Here is a 23,714-nt window from a genome sequence, read left to right as displayed (position 1 = left end):
GGTATGCCTCGCGCGGGTTGGCGGAAGCCTGAATCGGATCGTCGGTTGTCGGATCTGGTGTCTGTGGGTGTCCTGACGAGGGTGTTCCCGCCGGCGATGGTTGATGAGGTGATCGAGGCGACGGGGCGTACTCAGGTGCGTCATCGTGCACTGCCGGCACGGGTGATGGCGTATTTCGCCATCGGCATGGGCCTGTACTCCGATGGCTCCTACGAGGATGTGTTATCCCAGCTCACGGATGGTTTAGCGTGGGCTTCCGGGTGGCGTGAGCAGTATCAGTTGCCGGGGAAGTCGGCCATTTTCCAGGCGCGGGAGCGATTGGGGTCCCAGCCGTTGGCTGCGTTGTTCGCGAGGGTCGCTCGTCCGTTGGGCGCGGCGGATACGCCGGGGACGTGGGTGGCCGGACGCAGGGTGGTCGCGATCGACGGGACGTGCCTGGATGTGGCGGATAGCCCGGTCAATGAGGAGTTCTTCGGGCGTCCGGGGGTGAACAAGGGTGAGAAGTCGGCGTTTCCGCAGGCGCGGTTGTTGGCGGTCGCCGAGTGCGGCACTCATGCGATCTTCGCGGCCACGATCGGCGCCTACCGCGACGCGGAGTCCACGATGGTCGAGCACGTGCTCGATGCACTGACACCGGAAATGCTCGTGCTGGCTGATCGTGGATTCTTCTCATACGCGTTGTGGCGTAACGCTTCCGATACCGGAGCCGATCTGCTGTGGCGCGTGAGCACCGGACGCAACGGCCCGACCCCCACTCACGTCGAGGATCTCGCCGACGGTTCGTGGCTGGCCCACCTGCGCGCGGCCAAGGACCGACACGGCGAGCCAATGCTGGCTCGCGTCATCGACTACACCGTCGACGACGGCCGCGACAACCCCGTGGCCTACCGGTTGCTCACCACGCTGACCGACCCGGACACCGCACCCGCGGTCGAGTTGGCGGCCGCGTACGCCCAGCGCTGGGAGATCGAGAGCGTCTTCGACGAACTCAAGACCCACCAGCGTGGGTCGAAGGTGGTGCTGCGGTCGAAGTCGCCCGACCTCGTCCTGCAGGAGATCTGGGGATACCTGTGCTGCCACTACGCGATTCGCTCGTTGATGAGCCAAGCCGCACACCACAGCGGACACGACCCGGACCGACTCAGCTTCACCGCCGCGTTGCGCGTCGTGCGCCAATCCGTCGCCCATCAGGGCGCTTTTTCCCCCTAACCGGCGCCGATCCGCCGACCCTCACTGGCAGGCGTTCCTCCGTCGCCTCCTCGACCGCATCAACCCGGCACGCCGCACACGGTCAGCTCCCCGCGTGATCAAACGCAAAATGCCCAAGTGGCATGTCAAAAGATCAGCGCACCAACACTGGCCACAACCCGAACACCCACCCAGCGTCACCGTCATCAGCCACTAACTGAACGGTATTGCGGCTAGATCCGATTGTCGGACTCTCCCCCGCAAGCGGGAGGTGCCCCCACAACGCGGCTCCTTCGTCGCCGCTTGATCGTCGTCCGACTAGCCTTACCCCATGCGGATGTCGGCCAAGGCGGAGTACGCCGTCCGGGCCATGGTGCAGTTGGCCACGGTCGGTGACGGTGCGCTCGTCAAGACCGACGACCTGGCCAAGGCCCAGGGCATCCCGGCGCAGTTCCTCGTCGACATCCTGTCCGACCTGCGTACCGACCGCCTGGTTCGCAGCCACCGCGGCCGCGACGGCGGCTACGAACTCGCCCGGCCCGCCGCCGACATCAGCATCGCCGACGTGCTGCGGTGCATCGACGGGCCGCTGGCCAGCGTGCGCGACATCGGCCTCGGTGACCTGCCGTACTCGGGGCCGACCGCATCGCTGACCGACGTATGGCGGGCCCTGCGCGCCAGCATGCGTTCGGTGCTGGAGCAGACCAGCCTGGCCGACGTGGCCTCGGGCGAACTTCCCGACCACGTCCGCGCGATGGCCGACGACTACCGCGATCAGGAAGAAGCGCGCGGGCATTCGATCGGTTAGCCGCGCAGCTGCGACCGTCGTTCCAGCGAAACGGCCAGCCGATCGTGATACGAAAGGGTGATGCCGTTCGACCTGCGCGAACTCACAGTGCCCGTGCTCGTCGCCCCGATGGCGGGCGGACCGTCCACGCCCGAGCTGGCGGCGGCCGGATCCGCGGCGGGTGGGCTGGGTTTCGTTGCCGCGGGCTATCTCACTGCCGACATGTTCGCCGAAAAGCTCTCCGCGGCAATGACACTGACAAGAGAACCGGTCGGTGCGAACCTCTTCGTGCCCCAGCCCAGCGCGGCGATGCCCGACGAGATCGCCGCCTACGCACGGGCTCTCGCTCCCGAGGCGCAGCGCTACGGCGTGGCCGTCGGGGAACCGAAGTTCGACGACGACGATTGGGCCGCCAAGATCGAGGTGCTGCTGGATCTGCGCCCCGCGGTCGTCTCGTTCACGTTCGGGTTGCCCTCCGCCGAGGAGCGCCGCCGTCTCACCGGTGCCGGCATCACGACGGTGGGCACTGTGACGACGGTGGCCGAAGCGCGTGCCGCCGCCGACGTCGGTGTGGACGTCCTCACCGTGCAGGGCCCGTCGGCCGGCGGGCATCGCGGCACCTTCGATGCGACGGCCCGGCCCTCCGACATCGCTCTCGACGACCTCATCGCACGTGTCACCGCTGCCGTCGGGTTACCGGTGGTCGCCGCGGGCGGGATCATGGACGCCGCCGACATCCGCCGCGTCCGGGATGCGGGTGCCGTCGCGGCACAGCTCGGCACCGCGTTCCTGCTTGCCGACGAGGCGGGTAGCACCCCGGTGCACCGCGCCGCGCTGCAGAGCTCGCAGTTCACGGAAACCGTTGTCACCCGGGCCTTTTCCGGCCGCTATGCCCGGGGATTGCGCAACCGGTTCATCATCGAGCACGAAAGCCAGGCCCCGTTCGGCTATCCCGAGGTGCACTACCTGACCAGTCCGCTGCGCAAGGCGTCGGCGAAAGCCGGAGATCCCGGGGCCGTGAACATCTGGGCGGGCAACGGATTTCGTCGTGCCCGCACGGGTTCGGTGGCCGACATCGTCGGCTCGTTGGTCGAAGACGGCTGATGTCGTGCTGAACCGGCGGCGGGTTCGCGCTCGGTCTCGGTGCGATGGCCACCGCGCCACTGCTCGTATCCTGCGGCGAGGGTGGTGGAGGCCGAGATACCCGTGAGCGCGTCGTGGTGGTGGGCGCAGGGATGGCGGGGCTGAGCGCAGCGCGTCGTCTTGCCGATAACGGAGTCTCGGTGGTGGTTGTCGAGGCCCGGCAGCGGATCGGCGGGCGGACGTGGACCGACACGTCGCTCGGTGTGCCGATCGACCTGGGCGGCGCCTGGATTCATGGTCCCGAGGGCAACCCGCTGACCGATCTCGTCGAGCAGATCGGCGCACGCACGGTGGCGACGGACTTCGAGGACGCCGTCGTGCTGCAGAACGGGGTGGTGGTGAACCCGGCTTCGGTGGATGCTGCGGGCCGCGAGTGGGACAGGATTCTCGGTGAGGTCGCATCGATGACCGAGGCTGCCGCTTCCGGCGAATCACTGGCCGACGGTCTGGCCGAGACCGGCGCCGACCTCAGCGATCCGTTGTTGCAGTGGTGTGTGGCCGGGGCGATCGGCGCCGAGTACGCCGCAGATCCGGACGAACTGTCCCTGCGCTGGTTCGGGCACGAAGGGGAGTTCGACGGACCCGATCTGATCCTGCCCGGTGGCTACGGCCAGCTGATCGACTATCTCTCAAGGGAGTTGAGGATCCGGCTGGGCGCCGAGGTGACACGCATCAGCCACGACGCGACCGGTGTGCGCGTCGAGACCGCCCGGGAGGTCTTCGAGGCCGACCGGGTGATCGTCACCGTCCCGCTCGGTGTGCTCAAGGCCGGCGTCATCACGTTTGACCCCCCGCTGCCCGACGCAAAGCGCGACGCGATCCGGCGGCTCGGCTTCGGGCTGCTGAACAAGGTGGTCCTGCGTTTCGACGAACCGTTCTGGACCGAAGAGTTCGACGCCGATACCGACATGTTCGGAATGGCCGGTCAGGACCAGGCCGTCTCCGATCTGGTCAACGGTCTGCGCTTCACCGACATACCCGTGTTGATCGGCTTGCGCGGCGGCGCGAATGCGCGTGCCCGCGAATCGGAGTCGGATCGGCAGACCGCCGACGAGGTGGTCACGGTGCTGCGCGCACCCACGCCGTCGGGGGTCATCGTGACCCGGTGGGCGCAGGATCCGTTCGCCCGGGGTTCGTACAGCTTCCTGGCCGTCGGGTCGAGTCCCGACGACCAGGATGCGCTCGCCGCACCGGTTGCGGACCGGGTCGCCTTCGCCGGCGAGGCAACCCACCGTGAGTTCTTCGCCACGGTGCACGGGGCGTACCTCAGCGGTCTGCGGGAGGCCGACCGCATCCTGGAGTCCGGCGTCTAGTTCGCCTCGTTGACGACGATGTCGCCGGTCTCGGACCGTGCGGTGATCGCACTCGCCGCACTGTCGCGATCCCGGGTCGTCGGGACCTTGATGACGGTCTCCCCGTGTTCGGTGCCGCTCGCATCGACGAAGTACGGGCCGGGCGGTGGAAGGGACACCACCACGTCACCGTGCTCGCTGTGCGCGTCGACGGTTGCCGGCGGGGCCGCGAACTTCACGCTGATGTCGCCGGTCGTGGTTGTGGCGCTGAAGGACTCGTCGACCGTGATCGGCCCCCGGGTGGTCACGTCACCGTGTTCGTTGGTGATGTCGACCCGCCGGGCGGATCCGCTGACGATCACCGCGCCGTCGACCGTGCGCGCTGTGAGTCGGTCGATGTCGGCCTGGGCGAACAACACCCCGGTCTCCTGTCGGGTCGTCACCGACACACGCCGGGCCAGCTCCGGGGGCAGCACCACGGTGACCTCGCCGGCTCTCGTCCACTGCAGCAACTCGGAGGGTTCGGCGTCGATGGTGACCTGCGCATCGGTGCCGTCCGCGGTGACCGACAGGGGTTCGGATCCTGCACGCGTGGAGTTCACCATCCGCATGTCCACCCGGGGCTCACGAACCTCCCTGTCGGTGGTGATGCGGACGGCCGCCGGTACCGATCCGGTGTCGACGGTCACCGAGGTGAGCGAGGTCGGAAGCGTCGCCGAATCTTTGACGACGCGCAGGCTGCTGAGGCCCCACGCCGCACCGCTGAGCGCGACGACCAGTCCGGTGATCAGCGCGCCGCTGAGCGCGATCAACGCCACGCGGATCGCGGTGCGCGCACCCGGTGAGAGCGCCGGCGGCGGGGTGACGGGCGGTGGGCCGGAAGCGATCGGGGTTGTCATGAGAGTCCTTTCGGCGCTTCAGGATTCGAGGTAGCGCAGCACCGCCAGCACGCGGCGGTTCTCGGTGTCGTCGGGCGCGAGGCCGAGTTTGGTGAAGATCGACGCGATGTGTTTCTCGGCCGAGCCGACCGACATGTGCAGTCCGGACGCGATGGCGGAGTTCGTCTTTCCTTCGGCCATCAGTTGCAACACCTCGTTCTCCCGGGGTGTCAACGCGTCGAGAACGTTGCGCCGGTGCGAGCGGGCCAGGATCTGGGACACGACCTCGGGGTCCAGGACGGTCCCGCCCGCGCCGACGACCTCGACGGCGTCGAGGAACGCCGGCACATCGGCCACCCGATCCTTCAGCAGGTAGCCGAAACCCCTGGTGTCGGACGCGATCAGGTCGGCGGCGTAGCGCTCTTCGACGTAGTGGGACAGCACCAGCACCGGTGACTCGGGATTCTGGCTGCGCAGCAGCACCGCGGCCCGGATGCCTTCGTCGGTGAAGGTCGGTGGCATCCGGACGTCGAGGATGGCGAGGTCGGGACGTTCGTCGTTGACGAGCCGCAGAAGGTCGGTCGCGTCGGGCACCCCGGCGACCACCTGGTGTCCCGCATCGGTGAGGATCCGTTCGATACCGGCGCGCAGCAGCGCGGAGTCCTCGGCGATCACGATCCGCATGGCAGCACCGCCGTGACGATCGTCGGGCCGGTGGGCGGGCTGGACACCGTGAACGTCCCTCGCGCCGCGCGCACCCGCTCGTCGAGGCCGCGCAGTCCGGTGGCGTCCACCGTGTCGTCGCCGTCGACGACCCGCGCGCCACCGCGGCCGTCGTCGAACACGCTGACGTGCAACTGGTTCGCCGCTTCGTCCAGACGCACGGTGACCGCGGCATTCGAGGCCGACGAGTGCCGGCTGACGTTGGTCAGGGCCTCGGCGACGACGAAGTACGCGCAGGCCTCGACCTCATCGGGAAGGCGGCGCGGCAGATGCACGCTCAGTGTCGTCGACACCCCGGAGTTGTTGGCCCGCTGCACCACTGACGACAGTGCGGCGTCGAGGCCGCGGTCGGCCAGGATCGTCGGGGCGATACCGCGGACCACGTTGCGCAGTTCCACCAGGGCGTTCTTGGCCTCGTCGTGGGCTTCGGCGATCAGCGCCCTCGCGGTGGGCGGATCGCTGTCGAGCTTCGTCTGGGCCAGGCCGATCGTCATCGCCAACGACACCAGCCGGGGTTGCACGCTGTCGTGCAGATCGCGTTCGATGCGATGCCGTTCGGTCTGCGCGGACGTCACCGCACCCGCACGTGCGTCGGCGAGTGCACTGACCTCGTGTTGCAGCGCTGCTGTCTCCGACGGCGGCAGCAACCACCGGTCGATCCTGGCGTCGAGCGCCGGTCCGAACACCACCACTGCCACGGCCGCGGCCACCGCGACGACGGCGAGCAGCCACGCCAGGGGCGTCGGGAGGAACGACAGGCCGGCCTCCGGATCGCTGTGCCCGGTCGCGACAGCCGCCGCGGGTGCCAGGAACGCGAACGCCAGCAGTCCGGCGGCCAGAGCGGTGGCCAGCGCGTCGTAGGTCAGCCGCACGTAGTGATGCGCCACCGCTTTCCAGAACCTCGCGCTGCTGATGTCCAGCCAGAGTTGATGGGCCCACCGCTGGAACCCGGTGTAGTGCGACAGGCGGCGCGGCGGGACGGCGATGCCCATCCCGAACACGGCCTCGTTGCGGACCCGCTCGACGTGGTCGACACCGCGCATCAGATAGACGAACACCACCGCGGCGACGAGGAAGCCGATGACGCTGGGAATCGACGAGATGCCGATCACCAGGATCGCCAACGGGATCCAGAACCAGACGCTCGCCGCCGCGCCGCCCACGAGCATGGAGGCGCTGGCCGCGACGCTGAGGGTGCGCGTGCGCCCCGACGGCGCACCGGACTGGTCAGGCACGTCGACAGGCGCGGTGTCGGCGCCGGTGTCGGTGTCGGTAACTGCGGACATGACTCCAACCTAGGGAGCCGCGCACCTCGGCGACACAGCGTTTTCCCGAGAGTCACCCGGGGGATAACCACCCCTTGCTCCGCGAGCGCGCATGTCTGCACAGCGACACGCCGCTAACCCGTGGCATTTTCCGCGCGCTCGCGCTCGCCATACTGAGCGCCATGACCGTTGACGCCAACGACGACCGGCCGTCGATCCTGGGTTACCTCGGGCCGAACTGGTTCGCCTCGGTGATGGGCACGGGAATCGTCGCCACCGCCGGTGCCTCGCTCCCGGTGCACATGCCGGGTCTGCGGGGCTTCGCGACGGCGGTGTGGGTGCTCTCGGCGCTGTGGCTGGTCGTGCTGATCCTCGCGATGCTCGCTCACTGGCTGCGCAACCCGACGGTGGCACGCGGTCACGTCAGGAACCCGACGATGGCCCATTTCTACGGGGCGGCGCCGATGGCGCTGCTCACCGTCGGATCGGGCGCGTTGCTGGTCGGCGAGGACCTGATCGGCGCCCGGCTCGCCGTCGACCTGGCCTGGGCGCTGTGGGTCGCGGGCACCCTCGGCGGCCTGTTCACGGCGATGACCATCCCGTATCTGATGTTCACCCAGTACCGGGTCGAGCCCGACGCGGCGTTCGGCGGCTGGCTGATGCCTGTCGTCCCACCGATGGTCGCCGCCGCGACCGGCAGCCTGCTCATCCCGCACATGGCCGAGGGTGTCGGGCGCGCCACGATGCTCTACGGCTGCTACGCGATGTTCGGGCTGTCCCTGGTGGCGTCGCTGATCATCATCACGATGGTCTGGAGCCGCCTCGCGCACTTCGGCACCTCGGGCACCGCACGGGTGCCCACGCTGTGGATCGTCCTCGGCCCGCTGGGTCAATCCATCACTGTCGCAGGACTTCTCGGCACCGATGCGGCGCTGGCGGTGGACGAGAACCTCGCCGACGGAATGAGGGTCTTCGCTGTCCTCTACGGCGTTCCGGTGTGGGGTTTCGCGGTGTTGTGGATCGGGCTGGCGACGGCCCTGACGGTGCGCACGCTGCGCCGCGGGATGCCGTTCGCACTGACGTGGTGGAGTCTGACGTTCCCGGTCGGCACCTTCGTCACCGGCACCACCCAGCTGGCGGTGCACACGTCCCTGCCGGCGTTCCGGTACGCGGCCGCCATCGCCTACATCGGGCTGCTGTGCACCTGGTTGCTGGTGGCGGTACGCACTCTGCGGGTCGGGATTGGCCGCGGGTTGTTCACCCCGCCCGGGAGCGATCCGGTCCGCGAATACAAGGACCCGGGTCCCTAGCCGGGGCGGGCATGCCAGAATCGCCGTCGTGCGTATCGGGATGACGATGCCGGTGATGGAGCCCGACCTCGATCGGGAGATGTTGAAGTCGTGGGCGAAGACGGTCGACGAGGGTCCGTTCTCGTCACTGTGCTGGGGTGAGCGCATCGCGTTCGACAACCCCGAGAGCCTGACGCTGCTCGGTGCGCTCGGTGCGTGGACGGAGCGGGTGCGGCTGGTGACGACGGTGGTCATCCCGCAGCTGCACGACCCGGTGATGCTCGCCAAGCAGTTGGCGACCGGCGACGTGCTCAGCGGCGGACGGCTGACCGTCGGCATCGGTGTCGGTGGGCGCCACGAGGACTACCAAGCGGTGGGCGCAGACCCGGCGACGCAGACGATGCGTCAGATGGCCGAGCGCGTCGAGATCATGAAGCGGGTCTGGGCGGGGGAGAAGATCACCGACTCGACGCTGCCGGTGGGCCCTCCGCCCGTGCAGCCCGGTGGCCCGCCGCTGCAGGTCGGGACGCTCGGCCCCAAGACGGTGCGCAGCGCGGCGTCCTGGGCGGAGGGCATCGCGGGCACGACGCTGGATCTGGACCTGGACAAGCAGAACGACTTGTTCGACGTGGCGCGCGATGCGTGGCGGGAGGCGGGCAACGAGGAGCCGCACCTCGCGACGTCGTTCTGGTTCGCGATCGGCGACGGTGACGCGCCCCGCGAGCAGGTGCATCGCCACCTGTTGCGTTACATGAACTGGATCCCGTCGGAGTTCGTCGACGCGATGGCGCCGACGACCGGGTTCGCCGGCACCGCCGAGGAACTGCGGGCCGTCCTGGAAGGTTTCGCCGGCATAGGCACCGATGAGGTCCATCTGATCCCGACGAGCTCTGACATCGGGCAGGTCCGCCGTGCCGCCGAGGTGGTTGCCGACTTCGCGTGACGCGGGGCAAGCTCAGGGGATGGAGCCTGCCAAAGCGCTGCCGCCTGTCGTGTCCCGCGCCGAGTGGGAGGCGGCGCGCGCTGAACTGCTGGTGCGGGAGAAGGAGCTGTTCCGGCTCAAGGACGCCGTCAGCGCGGCGCGGCGCAGGCTGCCGATGGTCGCGGTCGACACCCCGTACACGTTCGACACCGAGGCCGGTCCGCTCACACTGCTCGATCTGTTCGACGGACGCAGCCAGTTGATCGTGCAGCACTTCATGTTCGGATCCGATTGGGACGAAGGATGTTCGGGCTGTTCGATGATGGCCGACCACATCGGTCCGTTGTCGCACCTGTACGCCAAGGACACCTCGCTCGTCCTGGTGTCACGCGCACCGGTCGGCAAGCTCGTCGCGTTCAAGGACCGGATGGGATGGGACCTGCCCTGGGTGTCGTCGGGTCGCAGCACCTTCAACGAGGACTTCCACACGACCGTCGACGGGGAGGAGCATCACTCGATCAGCGCGTTCCTGCGCGACGGTGATCGTGTGTTCCACACTTGGCAGACGTTCGACCGCGGTGAGGAGCCGTTCATGATGGTGTTCGACCTGCTCGACCTCACTGCGTACGGCCGGCAGGAATCCTGGGAGGATTCGCCTCCCGGGTGGCCGCAGAGACCGCCGTATGAGTGGTTCCGTCTACACGACGCGTACTGAACGTGTCCGGGGTCTCGGAGACGGCGGCCTCTGACGATTCGCCATCCTCGTCCGGCGTTGCAGCCGTTGATGTCTCGGGCGCCGGTTCCTCGGGCGCGGCGTCGGCGGCATCGGCGTCGTCGGGGTGGTCGGCGTCGTCGGGGTGGTCTACAGTGTCGCGCCGGTCTGTAGAGTCCAGGTCCTGGACGTCATCGGCAGGGATATCGGCGTCCTCGACCGAGTCGCCTGCGTCCTCGCCAGTGCTGTCGTCGGGTTCGGCGGGGGCGGCGGCCGGATACCGCGTCATCTGGTCGGCGACGTGCTGGGTCCGATCGATGAGGGTGGCCACGGGTCCCCTCGCCATGGGCGTGTTCCCAGAAGCGAGGACTCCCGGGATTGCCAGCGGGACAGCCTCGTTCGGGATCACCGTGCCGTTGAGGAACCCGTTCACGATCCACCCGGGAACGTTGACGATCGCATCGACGAGCTCGACGACATCGAGATCGACGACAGCGCGCACGATGTCGGCGATCGCGAAGGCGGCCGAGATCACGGTGCTCAACACGGGTATCGCGACGGTGACGGTGAGCGCAGGCAGGGCTGCGGCCAGGCCTACCGCCACGGTCACCACGTTGCGCGACGCGGTGGCGATCGCGTCACCCACCGGGGCGAGTAGTTCGGTCAGGGGGTATTCGCCCCGTAGGACGCCGCCGACCGTGTCGACGAAGTCGCTGACGAAGGCCACTTGATTACCCGCGGCCACGTGCGCGATCGGGAAGGGCTGCGAGGCGAACAGTCGCCACAACTCGCCCGCGTTGTCGGCCGTCGCCTCGGCGATGCGGCGGTAGAAGTCTGAAGGTGCAATGGGCGCGGTGGCGGCCGAAAGATGGACGTCCCGGACTGCATTGCCGATCACTGCGCTCGGCTGCGGTGGCGCGGCCGCGATCATGCTCGTGACCAGCAACGTCGCGCCAGCGACGCGGGCAGCGTGAACAGCCCGCATGGATCCTCCGCGGGATCACTGCGATGACACTCGACATCACCGCATGACCGTCTCATCGTCACATGGCGTCGCGGATCCCAGTAGGGACGAAAGGCCTCACTACGCGGTGCGCCTGCACAGCGCCCGCTGACGGGCCGGTGAATCCGCTACCTGACCCATTTCCACGGCTTGTCCCAGTGGCCTGGGGGAACCCCGACCCACTGACCGATGTGGCCGGGCGGGACGTGGACGACCTGGCCGATGTGACCCGGTGGCGGTAGCGGGTGCGGGTGCCAGTGCGGGTCGGCGGACGCAGTACCTGCACCGACGGTGAACCCGGCTCCGAGGCCACCAGCGATCGCCAGTGCCGCCAGAATCTTCTTTCCCTGCATCGTGCGCTCCTTGCCTGGGGGATGCTCGTTGCGGTTCTCTTACCTTTGTATCGCATCGCGACCGCGCAGGTATTCCACGCCGGCCACCCCCCTACAGTGAGACGACCTCGTAGTCGTCGAGCTGACCCGTCAGCACGTGGAGCTGGTCGGAGGCCGACCCCAGCGTGTGGTCGATCGCGGTGAGCCGCGCCGCGTAGTGCGAGATCGGGTATTCGGCCGTCACACCGATGCCGCCGTGCAACTGGATCGACTCCTGGGCGATGTGACGTCCGGAACGGCCGATCTGCAGCTTGGCCCGCGCCGCGATGGTCGGGTCGAGGTTCTCGTCGGCGACCGACATCGCCGCGTAGAACGTCATGCTGCGCGCCAACTCCAACGACACGTACATGTCGGCCGCCCGCTGGGTCAATGTCTGGAACTTGCTCAGCGTCACCCCGAATTGCTTACGCTGCGTGAGGTATTCGCTCGTCAGCCGCAGAGCCTCCTCCATCGCGCCGAGCGCTTCGGCGCACAGTCCCGACGAGATCCGCACGAGCGCACGCGTGATCGCCTCCGACGCGTCTGCGGCCTCGCCGAGCGGTTCGGCGGCGACGGAGTCGAAATCGATCTGCGCGGCGCGCTGGCCGTCGAACGTGCGATACGGGGTGCGTTGCGCGGCGGCCCCGTCGACGAGGAACAGGCCTGTGCCGCCGTCGGGGAGTTGCGCGCTGACGATGAGGGTGTCGGCGCTGCCGCCGGCCAGCACCGGATTCTTGCTACCGCTGAGCGTCCACGAATCGCCCTCGCGCACAGCCTTCGTCGACACGGCAGCGGTGGGCAGCCGCATCCCCGGCTCCAGGTGGGCGAATGCGAGGAGCCGCTCGCCGGCCGCCACCTCGTCGAGGAGGCCCCGCTGCTGCTCGCTTCCGACCTCGGCGACCAACGCACCCGGTCCGAGCGCCGCGTGCAGCACCGGTTCGGGCGCCAGACGCCGGCCGACCTCTGTCAGCACCGCCAGCACCTCGATCTGCCCGCCCGCGTCCTCGTCGAATCCGAGACCCAGCACGCCGACCTCGGCGAGCTGCTTCCACACGTCGCGGCTCCACCCGAGCTCGGAGTCGATCGTCTTGAGGCGGGTCTCCGGGTCGTACTTGCGCGAAAGCATCTCGCGCGTGGTGTCGCGGAGCAGGACCTGCTCTTCACTGAACTGAAAATCCATGTCTTAGCTCACAATCCGAGAATGGTGGACGCGATGATGGTGCGCTGGACCTCGTTGCTACCGCCGTAGATGGAGGTCTTGCGGTAGTTCAGATAGCGCGGTGCGGCGTCCTGCGCCCAGTCGGCCGAGGCGATGCCATCGGTGCCGAACGGCAGCGCGTCGGCGCCGGCGACCTCCACCAGCAGTTCGGTGGCGGCTTGCTGCAGCTCGCTGGCGCGCAGTTTGAGCACCGACGAGGCCGGATTGGGCTTGCCGTCCTTGGAGCCGGTCGCGACCCTCATCTGGGTCAGTTCCAGTGCCAGCACGTCGTTCTCGGTCTCGGCCAGGCGTGCGGCGAACAACGGATCGTCGAACAGGCCGTTCGCCTTCGCCCTTTCCTTCACCTCGGCGAGCTTGAGCTTGGTGCGACCGATCTGGGTGATGCCGGTGCGCTCGTTGCCCAGCAGGAATTTCGCGTAGGACCAGCCCTGGTTCTCCTCGCCGACGAGCTGATCCGCGGGCACCCGCACGTCCTCGAAGAAGACCTCGTTGACCTCGTAGCTGCCGTCGATCAGCTTGATCGGGCGCAGCGTGATGCCGGGGGTGTTCATATCGATGAGCAGGAACGAGATGCCGGCCTGCTTCTTCGGCGCGTTCGGGTCCGTGCGCACCAGGCAGAAGATCCAGTCGGCGTACTGGCCCAGCGTCGTCCACGTCTTCTGGCCGTTGACGACGTAGGTGTCGCCGTCACGCAGCGCGGTGGTCCGCAGTGAGGCGAGGTCTGACCCGGCCTCGGGCTCGGAGAACCCCTGGCACCACCAGATGTCGACGGCTGCGGTCGGCGGCAGGAAGCGTTCCTTGATCTCCTGGCTGCCGAACTCGGCGATCACGGGCCCGACCATCTTGGCGTTGAACGTCAGCGGCTCCGGCACGCTCGCCAGCTGCATCTCGTCGAGCCAGATCTGGTGCTGGATGGGAGTCCAGTCCTTGCCGCCCCACTCGACGGGCCAGTTGGGCACCATCAGCCCGTGGTCGTTGAGGATCTTGTTGGCGGTGACGATGTCGTCGCGATTGGCTTCGGATCCGGTCCGGGTGCGCTCGCGGATCTCGGCCGGGATCTTCGTCCGGTAGAAGTTGCGAAGCTCGTCGCGGAATTCGGCTTCCTCGGGGGTGAGCGCCAGCTGCATTGACAGCCTCCTGGTTCGTCGGCGTACCAAAGGCCAGACTAACCGTTTGGTTGGGCGGCTTTCGACGCCCCTGGCCCTAATGTCACCGACAGGCCATATGCGTCACCCGGCCCTGCTGGTGGAGCAGTCGTTAACCTCGGGTCGTGGCATCGACACGAACAGCGGCGACATGGACCCCAGCGCGACTGGGCGACATGAGTGGGCAGCGGATCATCGTCACCGGCGCGACGAACGGGGTGGGCCTGGCCACTGCGACCGCACTGGCACGCGCGGGCGCCCAGGTGATCCTCGCCGTGCGCAACCTGGAGTTGGGGGCACAGCGGGCCGCGGAGATGGGCGGCGACACCTCCGTGGTCGAACTCGACCTCGCCGACCAGTCGTCGGTGCGGGCGTTTCCGAGCCTGTTCGACGGGGACGTCGACGTGCTGATCAACAACGCCGGGGCGGTGGCCCAGCATCGCACCGACACCGTCGACGGGTTCGAGAACACCCTCGGCACCAACTTCCTCGGCCCGTTCGCGCTGACGAATCTGCTGTATGGCCGCGTGCGGTCCAAGATCGTCAACGTCGGCTCCGACGCGCACAAGACGGCGTCGATCAACTTCGACGATCCGCACCTGCGCACCGACAAGTGGTCGCCGTTTCCGGCGTACGCGCGCTCGAAGCTCGCGGTGATGCTGTGGGGCCTCGAGCTCGACCGCCGGCTGCGGGCCGCGGGATCGCCGGTGACGACCTATCTGACGCACCCGGGATGGGTGTCATCGAACCTGGCGAAGGTGTCGGACACCCGTCTGATGACCCGGGTCCACTCCGTGGTGACCGCCGCGGCCAACGTCATCGGCAACGACCTGGACGCGGGTGCGGCACCGTCGCTGTACTGCCTGACCGAGCCGATTCCGCCGGGCAGTTACGTCGGCATCGCCGGACGTTTCGGCTTCAAAGGGCCGCCGACGCTCAGCGGCCGCGCACCCGTGGCGTGCGACTACGCCGATGCGCGCAGGCTGTGGGAGTTCGCCGAACGCGAGACCGGCACCGCGCTGCCGATCTGAGGACGCTCACACCGGGCACTCTCACACCGGGCACTCTCACAGCGGGCACGCTCACAGGACGGGGCGCAGCACCACGATGCCGGGGACGGTCTGCACATATTCGATGAGCGGGCTGTCGACCACCCTGTCGTCGCCGGGTAGCGACGACGCGTTGCGCAGAACCGGACCGTCGGCGGACTCGACGACGATGCCGACGTGGGTTACGTCGAGGCCGCCGTCGGTGGCGTACGCGCCGACGTAGTCGCCGGTACGCAACCGGTCGACGACGCTTGCGTCGACCGCGTCGCTCGGGATGTAGGTGACCGTGCGCGCCACCACCGGCAATCCGGGCAGGTACACCCCGCCGGCATCCGTGCTGTTCAGGTTTTTCGGCGACGCCACCGCTTCCGAGCTCAGCGTCGAGGTGATGTCGGTGGCCACGGCGGGGGACGATGCGGACCAGTCGGTGAAGAAGTGCTTCCTGCTCTCGAAGGTCACCTCGCCGTTCTTGTAGCGGATGTCGATGAGGTTCTCGACGAAGTCGTCGCGATCATCCGACCTCTTGAGCGCCTCGACGTAGTCGGCGTAGGTGAAGCAGTCGACGCTGTCGACGTCGACGACGAGCTGCTCGGGTTCGGTGGCCGAGCCGATGAGCGTGTTCGCGCCGTAGGGGGTCCCCAGGAACTGGGCGGAGATGGACGCGGCATCCGACGAATCACCGGTCGTGGCCAGCATCGAGTCCAGGATCTGTGCGCTGGCCTGCGAGATGCGCACAGGAGGGGCCGCATGTGCAGGGGTGATGCTCGGGCCGGCGACGGTGACCAGCATCGTGGCGACGAACGCGATCATGACGTTGTACCGCGGCATTTGGCCACTGTACGTCGCACCCGCACACTGGGAGGCGTACCGCACAACCGGCTCACCTTTGGAGAAGTCATTGAGCTGCAAGCGCGTTGGCGTCGCGGCGCTGTTGACCGCCGTTGTCGTCGGCTGTTCGTCGCAGACCGCACCGACTGCGCCCGAGACGTCCGGTGCTGCCGCACCCCCGACGTCGGCCGCACCCGTTGCGCCACCCGCACCGGCGACCGCGCAACCGGTGCTCAGATCCGAGCCCGCACAGATCGTGGACGACCTGATCGCCGACGAGCGGGTGCTGCGGGCGTCGGGGACGTCGGACGCGGCGCTTGTCGCCGCGGCGCGTCGGCAGCAGAAGGCGTACCGGGTGCTGGCCAGGCACCCGCAGTGGGACCCGGTCGTGCGGCCCCGGGTGCCGGGCCCGCTCCTGGACGTCTACGACCGCAACATCGACGCGCGCAGGCACCTCGCGGCGATGGGACGGGGTAAGCCGACGCTGCCGGCCTGGCGGGTTCACGAACCCCCGCCCGCGAACGAACTCCTCGGCTACTACCGCAAGGCCGAGGCGGCTTCGGGCGTGGCGTGGAACTATCTGGCGGCCATCAACTTCGTGGAGACCGCGTTCGGCCGGATCTCGGGAGTCAGCACTGCCGGCGCGCAGGGGCCCATGCAGTTCCTGCCGTCGACGTTCGCGATGTACGGAGCGGGAACCGACATCGCGTCGCCGCACGACAGCATCATGGCCGCGGGACGGTTCCTCGCCGCCCAGGGCTTCGCCCGCGATCGTGACCACGCGATCTACCGCTACAACAACTCTCGTCAGTACGTCCGCGCGATCAACCAGTACGCCACCCTCATCGCCGCCCATCCCTCGGCGTTCACCGCCTTCTACCGCTGGGACGTCTACTACAACTCGACCGCGGGCGACGTGGTCCTGCCGGCCGGGTACGAAGCCCTGTCCCCGGTGCCCGTGGAGGATTACGTGAAGAAGCACCCGCAGTGACCTGATCTGCGGACGACTAGGCTGAACCGCATGGCCGAGTCGATCTCTGCGAAGCGGAACGCAGACACTGTCGCGAACTTCCTTGCCGCGCAGCGTTATACCCGCGACGAGGTGTTCTCGGAGGCGGATCCGGTACCCGCGAAGGCCGGCGCGCACGGGTGGTGGTTCCGCGAGATTCCCGGCGGCATCGACACTTCCGAGTGTGAACAACGAGACGGCTGGACCCTGCTCTACGTCGGGGTCAGCCCGGGTCCGCCCCGGGCGGACGGCAGGCCGTCGACCCCGCAGGATCTGCGCAAACGCATCAGGTACCACTTCGGCGCAGGCAACGCCAGCGCGGACGGATCGACATTGCGCAAGTCCCTCGGTGTGCTGCTCGGTGAGCGTCTCGGTATCGAACTGCGCAGGGTCGGTTCCGGGAAGCGGCAGACGTTCGCCGGGGGTGAGGCGGTGCTGACCGAGTGGATGGCCGAGAACTGCGCGGTGTCCTGGGTGCTGCACCCGGAGCCGTGGTACCTCGAAGGCAAGCTGTTCAAGGCGCTGCATCTACCGCTGAACTTTCAGGGCAACGACCGCAACACCTTCGCCGCCGAGCTCAAGCGGCGACGCAGGGACGCGGCCATGAAGGCCGGCAAGATGCGCGTCCTCGCGGAGTGGTCCTAGTCCGACCGAAAGATAGCTCGGCAAATCAAATCTCTCGTGACCGTGTTGCCGGTGTGGATGATGTGCGACGGACGGACTCAAAGTTAGGTCAGGGTTATCTGGCCTGCCGCAAACTGTTTCGGCAATTCGTGTATTGATCTTGTAAAGCCGTGGGTACCCGCCCCGACATCACGGTGGAGCACGGATTCTCCCGACAGCAACTTCGGGGGGGAAGCGAGGCGAACATGAGCACCCAGGGACTGACGCCGGAGGAACTTCTGGCCGAGAGCGCGATCGCGCTGCCTGACAAAGAGGTCGTGTCCATCCTCGACCTGAACGCCGACGTCGACGTCGCCATCGACGCCGCGTCGCCCATCGATCTGGCGGCGGCGGCCAACCTGAACGTCGCCGCGCCCATCGACGCGGCAGCCGGCGCCAACGTGCTGACCTACGGGTCCGGCAGCCAGGCGACGGTCGATCAGGGCACGTCGATCGAGCAGATGCTCGACGCCGACGCCTACGCCACTTCCACCCAGGTCAGCGGCATCGATCAGGGCGGTATGGACACCGACGCCGACGAGGTGCCCACCGACGGCACCGGCGTCGTTCCCGGCACCGGAGACGGATCCGGCGACGGCACGGACGACGGCACCGGCGCGGAGGTCGACACCAGCCCGGGCGCACTGCTCGACGGCAACCTGCTCAACGTCAACGTCAACGTCGACCTCGACTCCGATCTGGCCGCGCCGATCAGCGGTGCTGTGGCGGCCAACGCGAACGTCGCCGCGCCGATCAACGCCGGCGTGTCCGCCAATATCGGCTCGATCGACTCCGACGCGATCTCGGTCGCCGAGCAGGACGCCATCATCAAGCAGACCGTCATCGGCGAGGCTGTCGCGGAAGCCGACCAGAATTCGACCATCTCGCAAGGCGATGGTGACGCGTCGGCCGTCGGCGGTTCGGCCGACAGCGCGGCCTCGGCCGACAGCGGCGGCACGACCGACTCGGCGAGCGGCGGGACGGATTCCGGCTCCTCCGACACCGATTCCGCGGGCTGACCTGAGTTCGGAGCGCTGTCGTGACAGCCACGGGCACGCAGCCGACGCAGACGCGACTGCGGCATGCCGACGGCGTCGAGCTGATCGGCGAGATGGCGGGTTCGGGTTACCGGAACCCGCCCTCGCTGGTCCGCCGGGCCGACGGTCAGACCGTGCAGTTGACGCCCCTTCTCTACGCGATACTGCGGGAGATCGACGGGAAACGGTCGGCGGAACAGGTCGCAGCCGCGGTGTCGGCATCGACGGGCCGAGATGTCAACGAGGACAACGTCGTTGTACTCGTCGAGCAGAAGCTGCGCCCACTCGGTCTGTTGACGCGCGCGGATGGAACTCAGCCGGAGGTCGAGAAGCGGAATCCGTTGCTCGGTCTGCGTTTTCGCTATGCAGTCACCGATCCTGCGCGCACCCGTCGACTGACCGACCCGTTCCGGGTGCTGTTCCGCGGCTGGGTCGTGCTGCCGGCACTGGTCGCGTTCGGCGTCGTGTGCTGGTGGGTCTTCTTCGAAAAGGGCCTGGCGTCAGCCGCATACGACGCGTTCCAACGTCCCGGCCTGTTGATCCTGGTCTTCGTGGTCACCATCCTGTCGGCGGGTTTCCACGAGTTCGGTCACGCCGCCGCGGCCCGGTACGGAGGCTCGACTCCGGGCGTCATGGGATTCGGCGTGTACCTGGTGTGGCCCGCGTTCTACACCGACGTGACGGACTCCTATCGGCTGGGCCGCTGGGGACGGATCCGCACCGACCTCGGCGGGCTGTATTTCAACGCGCTGGTCGCGATCGCCATCACCGGCGTCTGGCTCTGGCTGGACTACGACGCGCTGCTGCTGGTGGTCGCCACCCAGATCCTGCAGATGCTGCGCCAACTCGCTCCGCTGGTGCGTTTCGACGGCTACCACGTTCTCGCTGACCTGACCGGCGTTCCCGATCTCTACTCGCGAATCAAGCCGACCCTGCTCGGCGTCCTCCCGTGGCGGTGGGGCGACCCGCAGGCGCGCCTGCTCAAACCTTGGGCGCGCATCGTCGTGACCGTGTGGGTGATGACCGTGGTGCCGCTGCTGCTCGCGACGCTGGCGATCGCCGTCTGGGCGCTGCCGCGTCTGCTCGGCAGCGCGTGGGCCGGATTGACCACGCAGAGGGATGTGCTCGTCAACGCGTGGGCGGACGGCGACGTCATCCAGATGATCGCGCGCGTACTCGCCATGATCGCGATCGTGATTCCGGTGGCCGGTGTGCTCTACATGCTGGTCAGGCTTGTGCGGCGCACCGTCGCGGGGACGTGGAAGGCGACGGCCGGCAACGCCGGGATGCGCCTGCTCGCCGTTGTCGCCGGGGTGGGCGTCGCCGGGGGAGTGGCCCTTGCGTGGTGGCCCAACGACACGAACTACCGACCCATCCAGCCGTGGGAGCGCGGCACGCTCGGCGATATCGCCTACGCCCTGCAGACGGATTGGATGAACGCGCCGGCGGCGGGGCGCGGTGAGACCGACCGGCGGACGGTGGCGGCCCCGAAGTTGGTCAACGGTCAGCGGGGCGTCATGCGGGCGGTGTGGGACACGTCGGCACCGATGCCGACCGCGCAGGCGCCGAAACTGGCCATGGTGCTGGTGCCGCAGTCCACCGAACTGAACGGAGGCGGAAACGGTGCGGGCGCCAGTTCCCTGGCCTCTGCTGCGCCGGACGACGGCTGGGTGTTCCCGGTCAACCGGCCGCTGGCCCCCGAACCCGGCGACACCCAGGCACTCGCGATCAACACCCGGGACGGCACGGCCGTCTACGAGGCGGCGTTCGCGCTCGTGTGGGTCACCGACAACACCGACGTGATGAATGTCAACGAAGCCCAGGCCTATGCGGCCTGCAGCTCGTGCACCGCGGTGGCCGTCGCCTACCAGGTGATCTTCGTCGTCGACAGCGACGAGTCCGATGACAACGTGGTGGCACCACAGAACCTCGCGGGCGCACTGAACTACGAATGCGTGAACTGCCTGACCTATGCCTTGGCGCGCCAGTTGTTCGTCACGCTCGACGAGCCGCTCTCCGAAGACGCGATGAGGCGACTTGACGCGGTCTGGAGCAACATGGCGACCTTCGAGAAGGAGATCGAGGGAGGCAAGCTCGCACCTGCGGAGATCGAGGCGCGGTTGGACGGCTACACCACGCAGATCCTCGACATCGTTCGTGCGGATCAGCCCGACGCGATACCGACGACGGCCGGCACGCAGGTCGCGGCGACGACGTCGACGGCGACGACCACCACGTCAGCCCCGCCGACGACCTCGACGTCGGCCCCGCCGACGACCAGCGCGAGTCCCACCACTTCGTCCGTGCCGACGACGTCGGGCACGGCGGAGCAGACGGAACAGTCGACGGTGGTCGCGGACCCGACCACGGCCGTCACGGTGGCGGAGACGTCTGCGCCGTCGGCGACGAGCGCACCGACGACACAGAACACCGACGCGACGGCAGACGCCGGCGACACCACCACCGACACCACGGGGACGGACGACTCGACCGGGAGCGGGAGCACCACTCCCTGAGGCCCTGAACCTCCCAGACACCCTGAACCTTCGGCGGCGGTCCCCGAGCAGTCCTACGATGGAGGCATCCATCGGGTCGGGGATATCGCCGAGGGAGGCCCTGGAATGCGGCGCTCGACTTATCGCTCCACTGCTGTCGCCGCGGCGGCACTGGCGCCTTTGGCTGCGCTCTCGGTGGTAATGCTGCCCACGGCGCAGGCCGCGGAGTGCGGAGCAGGGACCATCTACGACGCATCGACGGACACCTGTGTCGTCGCGCCGCTACCACCTCCGCCTCCACCGCCCCCGCCACCGCCGCCACCGTGGAACGGAGACCCGACGCCGGGCTTCTCGATAGGGATCTGCGCGCCGATCCCGTTCGTGGCGCTGTGCACCGGCATCTGACCCGTTGTCTGACAGGGCCTTTCGCGCACAGACGGACACCGCCCGCATCTGTTGGGATGCGGGCGGTGCGTCGCGGTTCTCAGCGGGACAAACTCACAGCTGACCCAGAATCTGGTTGAGCAGGTTGATGATGTTCTGCAGGATGCCGCTCAGGATTCCCTGCGGTCCGGCGAGCGCGCACAGGAGCTGCCCGAGCAGTCCGTCCGACGGGATCGCCGTGATGACCAGGTCCACCTGATTCAGCTGAACCCGCAGGCCCAGCAGATTCAGGTCCAGCGGCCCGAGGGTCAGGTTGAGGACCGAACAACTCGCCTGCTGGCTCGCGAAACGAACCTGCTCCTGAGGTCCGTCCGATGACCATGCCGACGGCGCCGTCGACGACTGCGGGAAGGTGATGTCGGCGACGGGCATGGCCACCTCTTGCTTCACATTCCCGATGCCCGGGTTGCCCGGTGCGCCCGGACCCTGGCCGGGCTTGGGGCCCTGCGCCTGCGGCGGCATCAACTGCCCGGTGAGTTCACCGACCAGTGCGATGCCCTTCGGAGCAGACTCGTCGGCCTGAGCACTGTTGGCGGTGAACGTTCCCGTGAACACCTGCTGCCCGGTGTCGAGGTCGGTACCGGTGACCGCCACGGATTTCTGGCTGCTCGGCGATTGCGGTGGCTGCGCTGAGGCGACGTTGCCGGTGAGGAAACCGACGAGCGCGACCAGCGCGGTGCTCAACAAGACGATGAGCGGCCTGGTGAGTCGTGACATTGTGGAACTCCTTGTTCTCTGCGGTGGGAATGACCGCGCACCCCTGTGGTGCGCGGCCCGCAGACGGAGCCCGACCCCCCCCAAGGCGGCTCTTTCCTGCCCCGTATGAGGTTTGCCTGTCAGTGAGATTTCAATCCGCGAACAGCAAGTTAATTTATGCCGAAGTTAGTTTGCTGCATGGAGCTAATTAACTGTTCGGCGATCGGATGGGAATTCTTGGCGGCCAAAGGGTTTTCATCGTCGGGTGTCCCGCGCGGCGGCCACCATGACGTTTCGCTAACGTGGGGCCGCAGCGTCAGCGCACAGCAGGCGAACGCGGTATCGGGCATATCGTGAAAGAAATTTGCTGATGGGTGTGGGGCCATCTACCGCACTGCTACCGTCGCTACGGCTCGCCAATCCGACGCCGGCCGGACCGCCACGCACGCGCACGTACAGGGGGTGCTGCGATGCTGGGCAAATCCGTTGCCCGACAGGGACCGACATGGATGCGGTCGGTGTCGAATGGCCGCACCCCGAGGTCGCCACATCACAATATGCTTGCGGCTCATCACAAGTTGATATTGGTGAGGTCACTCCAGTCGATGCCGGTAGTAGGTTTTCACCCGTGAAGCTGAGGTGGCTCGGTGCACTCAGCATCGTCTTGGTACTACCGCCGACGTCCGCTTTCCCCGCGGCCGCCGACCCCGCACCCGTTCTCATCGCCCCGGTGCCCGACCCAGCCGTCAGCGAGGCGTGTCGCCCACGCGGCTGGGGTCAGTGCGCCCGGCGCGGACGGCCTCATCCAGTCCGCTCCGCCGTCGACGACCACGGCGCCCAACGGCTGGGCGTTGACCGTGGGCGCCAAAGACGAGGTGATCCGGAACATCAACCCCCTGACGACCGCGGTGTCGTCGCGGAATTACCAGGTCAGTGGAGTGTTCAACGGTGTGCTGCGCGGACCGGAGGGCTCCGAGCCACCACGCGGTGTGTTGGAGGTCGGCTACCAGATCGGGTGCGGCATCGACATGGGGGCCAATGGCGTCACCATCACGGGCAGCGCAGGAGTCACGCCATCACTGGGCCTGGTGGGACTCGACGGCGAGGGCGAGTTCATCGACGGCATCGCGCCGGTGTTGTCGACGCCGTTCGTCGGCGGCGTCGCGATCGGCCTGCGGCCCGGCCTCATCAACACCGTCCCCGTGGGACGCAAAGAGTTCACCGGTCACGACCCGTGGGTGTCGATCAGTGGCTTCAACGTGAAGATCGACGGTTGCGTGGGGGAGTCCTTCATCAGGTCCTACGCGGTGCTCACGCATGCGACCGACCAGTCCGATTCGATCCTGGGGTATTACGGAACCACGCGGAAAGTGTGATCCGGAATGATGCGTGGTCGTCCACGTCGTGGGAGAGTGCCCCCGGCAGGATTCGAACCTGCGGCCTTCTGCTCCGGAGGCAGACGCTCTATCCCCTGAGCTACGGGGGCGCTGCAGATGCTGCGCCGAACGGGCGTGGATAGCGTAGCGCATCGCGCAGGGGGAAACGGATTCGGCCGG

The 23,714-nt window shown here is 67.9% G+C and carries 23 protein-coding genes and 1 tRNA gene; 14 read left to right on the top strand and 10 right to left on the bottom strand.

Features of this window, described 5'->3' with window-relative positions; genetic code table 11:
* Positions 1-3 precede the first annotated feature (3 nt).
* From DYE23_RS20605 to DYE23_RS20585, 4 genes are all read left to right on the top strand, one after another.
* On the top strand, positions 4-1,209 hold the full coding sequence (locus tag DYE23_RS20605; protein ID WP_011891513.1) for an IS4-like element ISMfl1 family transposase: 1,206 nt from the start codon (positions 4-6) through the stop codon (positions 1,207-1,209).
* Between the two features lie 310 nt (positions 1,210-1,519).
* The gene (locus tag DYE23_RS20595; RefSeq protein ID WP_011893159.1) at positions 1,520-1,996 is read left to right on the top strand and encodes an Rrf2 family transcriptional regulator; all 477 of its coding nucleotides are present in this window, start codon (positions 1,520-1,522) and stop codon (positions 1,994-1,996) included.
* A 60-nt stretch (positions 1,997-2,056) separates the two neighbouring features.
* Complete coding sequence (locus DYE23_RS20590) at positions 2,057-3,079, top strand: nitronate monooxygenase (RefSeq protein WP_115328024.1); 1,023 nt, start codon at positions 2,057-2,059, stop codon at positions 3,077-3,079.
* A gap of 44 nt (positions 3,080-3,123) precedes the next feature.
* Positions 3,124-4,431 (top strand): flavin monoamine oxidase family protein, encoded by a 1,308-nt coding sequence (locus DYE23_RS20585; RefSeq protein WP_115328023.1) that lies wholly within the window; start codon positions 3,124-3,126, stop codon positions 4,429-4,431.
* Here the strand turns inward: DYE23_RS20585 and DYE23_RS20580 are convergent.
* The 3 genes from DYE23_RS20580 to DYE23_RS20570 are packed head-to-tail and all read right to left on the bottom strand — an operon-like array spanning position 4,428 to position 7,297.
* Positions 4,428-5,309, bottom strand: coding sequence for a DUF4097 family beta strand repeat-containing protein (locus DYE23_RS20580; RefSeq protein WP_115328022.1), 882 nt, complete (start codon positions 5,307-5,309; stop codon positions 4,428-4,430). The two genes, DYE23_RS20585 and DYE23_RS20580, sit on opposite strands and share 4 nt — an antisense overlap.
* 18 nt (positions 5,310-5,327) lie before the next feature.
* Complete coding sequence (locus DYE23_RS20575) at positions 5,328-5,972, bottom strand: response regulator transcription factor (RefSeq protein ID WP_115328021.1); 645 nt, start codon at positions 5,970-5,972, stop codon at positions 5,328-5,330.
* Positions 5,960-7,297: a sensor histidine kinase gene (locus DYE23_RS20570; protein WP_115328020.1), complete on the bottom strand. Its 1,338-nt coding sequence runs from the start codon at positions 7,295-7,297 to the stop codon at positions 5,960-5,962. The genes DYE23_RS20575 and DYE23_RS20570 overlap by 13 nt, the downstream gene beginning before the upstream one ends.
* 161 nt (positions 7,298-7,458) lie before the next feature.
* On the opposite strand from DYE23_RS20570, the gene DYE23_RS20565 reads away from it, so the two are divergent.
* From DYE23_RS20565 to DYE23_RS20555, 3 genes are read left to right on the top strand one after another with little or no spacing between them, the layout of a single operon-like run.
* A complete protein-coding gene (locus DYE23_RS20565; RefSeq protein WP_172527818.1) occupies positions 7,459-8,586 on the top strand; it encodes a TDT family transporter in 1,128 nt (375 codons plus the stop codon).
* 40 nt (positions 8,587-8,626) lie between these two features.
* Complete coding sequence (locus tag DYE23_RS20560; protein ID WP_099961782.1) at positions 8,627-9,508, top strand: LLM class flavin-dependent oxidoreductase; 882 nt, start codon at positions 8,627-8,629, stop codon at positions 9,506-9,508.
* A gap of 19 nt (positions 9,509-9,527) precedes the next feature.
* A complete protein-coding gene (locus DYE23_RS20555; protein WP_011893167.1) occupies positions 9,528-10,202 on the top strand; it encodes a DUF899 domain-containing protein in 675 nt (224 codons plus the stop codon).
* Here the strand turns inward: DYE23_RS20555 and DYE23_RS20550 are convergent.
* The 4 genes from DYE23_RS20550 to DYE23_RS20535 form a co-directional block, all read right to left on the bottom strand.
* Positions 10,105-11,184 (bottom strand): hypothetical protein, encoded by a 1,080-nt coding sequence (locus DYE23_RS20550; protein ID WP_115328018.1) that lies wholly within the window; start codon positions 11,182-11,184, stop codon positions 10,105-10,107. The two genes, DYE23_RS20555 and DYE23_RS20550, sit on opposite strands and share 98 nt — an antisense overlap.
* Positions 11,185-11,330: 146 nt before the next feature.
* Positions 11,331-11,555: a hypothetical protein gene (locus DYE23_RS20545; RefSeq protein ID WP_013471165.1), complete on the bottom strand. Its 225-nt coding sequence runs from the start codon at positions 11,553-11,555 to the stop codon at positions 11,331-11,333.
* 91 nt (positions 11,556-11,646) lie between these two features.
* Entirely contained in the window at positions 11,647-12,753 is a 1,107-nt protein-coding gene (locus tag DYE23_RS20540; protein ID WP_011893169.1) for an acyl-CoA dehydrogenase family protein, read from the bottom strand.
* Between the two features lie 8 nt (positions 12,754-12,761).
* A complete protein-coding gene (locus tag DYE23_RS20535; RefSeq protein ID WP_115328017.1) occupies positions 12,762-13,919 on the bottom strand; it encodes an acyl-CoA dehydrogenase family protein in 1,158 nt (385 codons plus the stop codon).
* A 194-nt stretch (positions 13,920-14,113) separates the two neighbouring features.
* Here DYE23_RS20535 and DYE23_RS20530 point away from each other — a divergent pair, with 194 nt between their 5' ends.
* Positions 14,114-14,968: an SDR family NAD(P)-dependent oxidoreductase gene (locus DYE23_RS20530; RefSeq protein ID WP_013471168.1), complete on the top strand. Its 855-nt coding sequence runs from the start codon at positions 14,114-14,116 to the stop codon at positions 14,966-14,968.
* A gap of 51 nt (positions 14,969-15,019) precedes the next feature.
* Here DYE23_RS20530 and DYE23_RS20525 read toward each other — a convergent pair whose 3' ends face one another.
* On the bottom strand, positions 15,020-15,814 hold the full coding sequence (locus DYE23_RS20525; RefSeq protein WP_235660465.1) for a DUF1460 domain-containing protein: 795 nt from the start codon (positions 15,812-15,814) through the stop codon (positions 15,020-15,022).
* Positions 15,815-15,884: 70 nt separating this feature from the next.
* Here DYE23_RS20525 and DYE23_RS20520 point away from each other — a divergent pair, with 70 nt between their 5' ends.
* The 5 genes from DYE23_RS20520 (at position 15,885) to DYE23_RS20500 (ending at position 21,423) form a co-directional block, all read left to right on the top strand.
* Positions 15,885-16,805, top strand: coding sequence for a lytic transglycosylase domain-containing protein (locus DYE23_RS20520; protein WP_013471170.1), 921 nt, complete (start codon positions 15,885-15,887; stop codon positions 16,803-16,805).
* A gap of 30 nt (positions 16,806-16,835) precedes the next feature.
* Complete coding sequence (locus tag DYE23_RS20515) at positions 16,836-17,468, top strand: GIY-YIG nuclease family protein (protein WP_011893174.1); 633 nt, start codon at positions 16,836-16,838, stop codon at positions 17,466-17,468.
* Between the two features lie 224 nt (positions 17,469-17,692).
* Positions 17,693-18,505, top strand: coding sequence for a peptidoglycan-binding protein (locus DYE23_RS20510; RefSeq protein WP_099962747.1), 813 nt, complete (start codon positions 17,693-17,695; stop codon positions 18,503-18,505).
* A 20-nt stretch (positions 18,506-18,525) separates the two neighbouring features.
* On the top strand, positions 18,526-21,039 hold the full coding sequence (locus DYE23_RS20505) for a M50 family metallopeptidase (protein WP_115328016.1): 2,514 nt from the start codon (positions 18,526-18,528) through the stop codon (positions 21,037-21,039).
* A 105-nt stretch (positions 21,040-21,144) separates the two neighbouring features.
* Positions 21,145-21,423 (top strand): hypothetical protein, encoded by a 279-nt coding sequence (locus tag DYE23_RS20500; protein WP_115328015.1) that lies wholly within the window; start codon positions 21,145-21,147, stop codon positions 21,421-21,423.
* A gap of 93 nt (positions 21,424-21,516) precedes the next feature.
* On the opposite strand, the gene DYE23_RS20495 is transcribed toward DYE23_RS20500, so the two are convergent.
* Positions 21,517-22,179 carry a hypothetical protein gene (locus tag DYE23_RS20495; RefSeq protein WP_115328014.1) on the bottom strand — a complete coding sequence of 221 codons (663 nt, stop codon included), beginning with the start codon at positions 22,177-22,179 and terminating at the stop codon, positions 21,517-21,519.
* Positions 22,180-22,805: 626 nt separating this feature from the next.
* On the opposite strand from DYE23_RS20495, the gene DYE23_RS20490 reads away from it, so the two are divergent.
* Positions 22,806-23,534 carry an MspA family porin gene (locus DYE23_RS20490; RefSeq protein ID WP_235660464.1) on the top strand — a complete coding sequence of 243 codons (729 nt, stop codon included), beginning with the start codon at positions 22,806-22,808 and terminating at the stop codon, positions 23,532-23,534.
* 37 nt (positions 23,535-23,571) lie between these two features.
* On the opposite strand, the gene DYE23_RS20485 is transcribed toward DYE23_RS20490, so the two are convergent.
* A tRNA-Arg gene (locus DYE23_RS20485) sits at positions 23,572-23,644 on the bottom strand.
* Positions 23,645-23,714: the final 70 nt, after the last annotated feature.

It is taken from the genome of Mycolicibacterium gilvum, from assembly GCF_900454025.1.
In the GTDB taxonomy this organism is placed as follows: Bacteria; Actinomycetota; Actinomycetes; order Mycobacteriales; family Mycobacteriaceae; genus Mycobacterium; species Mycobacterium gilvum.
The sequence above is the reverse complement of the archived record's forward strand: the minus strand, read 5'-3'. Positions and strand labels throughout refer to the sequence as shown.

Bases quoted from the DNA above. Each gene is read 5' to 3' on its own strand.
- DYE23_RS20515 (WP_011893174.1), top strand. From the start codon at position 16,836: ATGGCCGAGTCGATCTCTGCGAAGCGGAACGCAGACACTGTCGCGAAC.
- DYE23_RS20590 (WP_115328024.1), top strand. From the start codon at position 2,057: ATGCCGTTCGACCTGCGCGAACTCACAGTGCCCGTGCTCGTCGCCCCG.
- DYE23_RS20545 (WP_013471165.1), bottom strand. From the start codon at position 11,555: ATGCAGGGAAAGAAGATTCTGGCGGCACTGGCGATCGCTGGTGGCCTC.
- DYE23_RS20535 (WP_115328017.1), bottom strand. From the start codon at position 13,919: ATGCAGCTGGCGCTCACCCCCGAGGAAGCCGAATTCCGCGACGAGCTT.
- DYE23_RS20595 (WP_011893159.1), top strand. From the start codon at position 1,520: ATGCGGATGTCGGCCAAGGCGGAGTACGCCGTCCGGGCCATGGTGCAG.
- DYE23_RS20555 (WP_011893167.1), top strand. From the start codon at position 9,528: ATGGAGCCTGCCAAAGCGCTGCCGCCTGTCGTGTCCCGCGCCGAGTGG.
- DYE23_RS20530 (WP_013471168.1), top strand. From the start codon at position 14,114: ATGAGTGGGCAGCGGATCATCGTCACCGGCGCGACGAACGGGGTGGGC.
- DYE23_RS20500 (WP_115328015.1), top strand. From the start codon at position 21,145: ATGCGGCGCTCGACTTATCGCTCCACTGCTGTCGCCGCGGCGGCACTG.
- DYE23_RS20510 (WP_099962747.1), top strand. From the start codon at position 17,693: ATGAGCACCCAGGGACTGACGCCGGAGGAACTTCTGGCCGAGAGCGCG.
- DYE23_RS20540 (WP_011893169.1), bottom strand. From the start codon at position 12,753: ATGGATTTTCAGTTCAGTGAAGAGCAGGTCCTGCTCCGCGACACCACG.
- DYE23_RS20605 (WP_011891513.1), top strand. From the start codon at position 4: ATGCCTCGCGCGGGTTGGCGGAAGCCTGAATCGGATCGTCGGTTGTCG.
- DYE23_RS20580 (WP_115328022.1), bottom strand. From the start codon at position 5,309: ATGACAACCCCGATCGCTTCCGGCCCACCGCCCGTCACCCCGCCGCCG.
- DYE23_RS20550 (WP_115328018.1), bottom strand. From the start codon at position 11,184: ATGCGGGCTGTTCACGCTGCCCGCGTCGCTGGCGCGACGTTGCTGGTC.
- DYE23_RS20565 (WP_172527818.1), top strand. From the start codon at position 7,459: ATGACCGTTGACGCCAACGACGACCGGCCGTCGATCCTGGGTTACCTC.
- DYE23_RS20495 (WP_115328014.1), bottom strand. From the start codon at position 22,179: ATGTCACGACTCACCAGGCCGCTCATCGTCTTGTTGAGCACCGCGCTG.
- DYE23_RS20575 (WP_115328021.1), bottom strand. From the start codon at position 5,972: ATGCGGATCGTGATCGCCGAGGACTCCGCGCTGCTGCGCGCCGGTATC.
- DYE23_RS20585 (WP_115328023.1), top strand. From the start codon at position 3,124: ATGGCCACCGCGCCACTGCTCGTATCCTGCGGCGAGGGTGGTGGAGGC.
- DYE23_RS20570 (WP_115328020.1), bottom strand. From the start codon at position 7,297: ATGTCCGCAGTTACCGACACCGACACCGGCGCCGACACCGCGCCTGTC.
- DYE23_RS20525 (WP_235660465.1), bottom strand. From the start codon at position 15,814: ATGCCGCGGTACAACGTCATGATCGCGTTCGTCGCCACGATGCTGGTC.
- DYE23_RS20560 (WP_099961782.1), top strand. From the start codon at position 8,627: ATGACGATGCCGGTGATGGAGCCCGACCTCGATCGGGAGATGTTGAAG.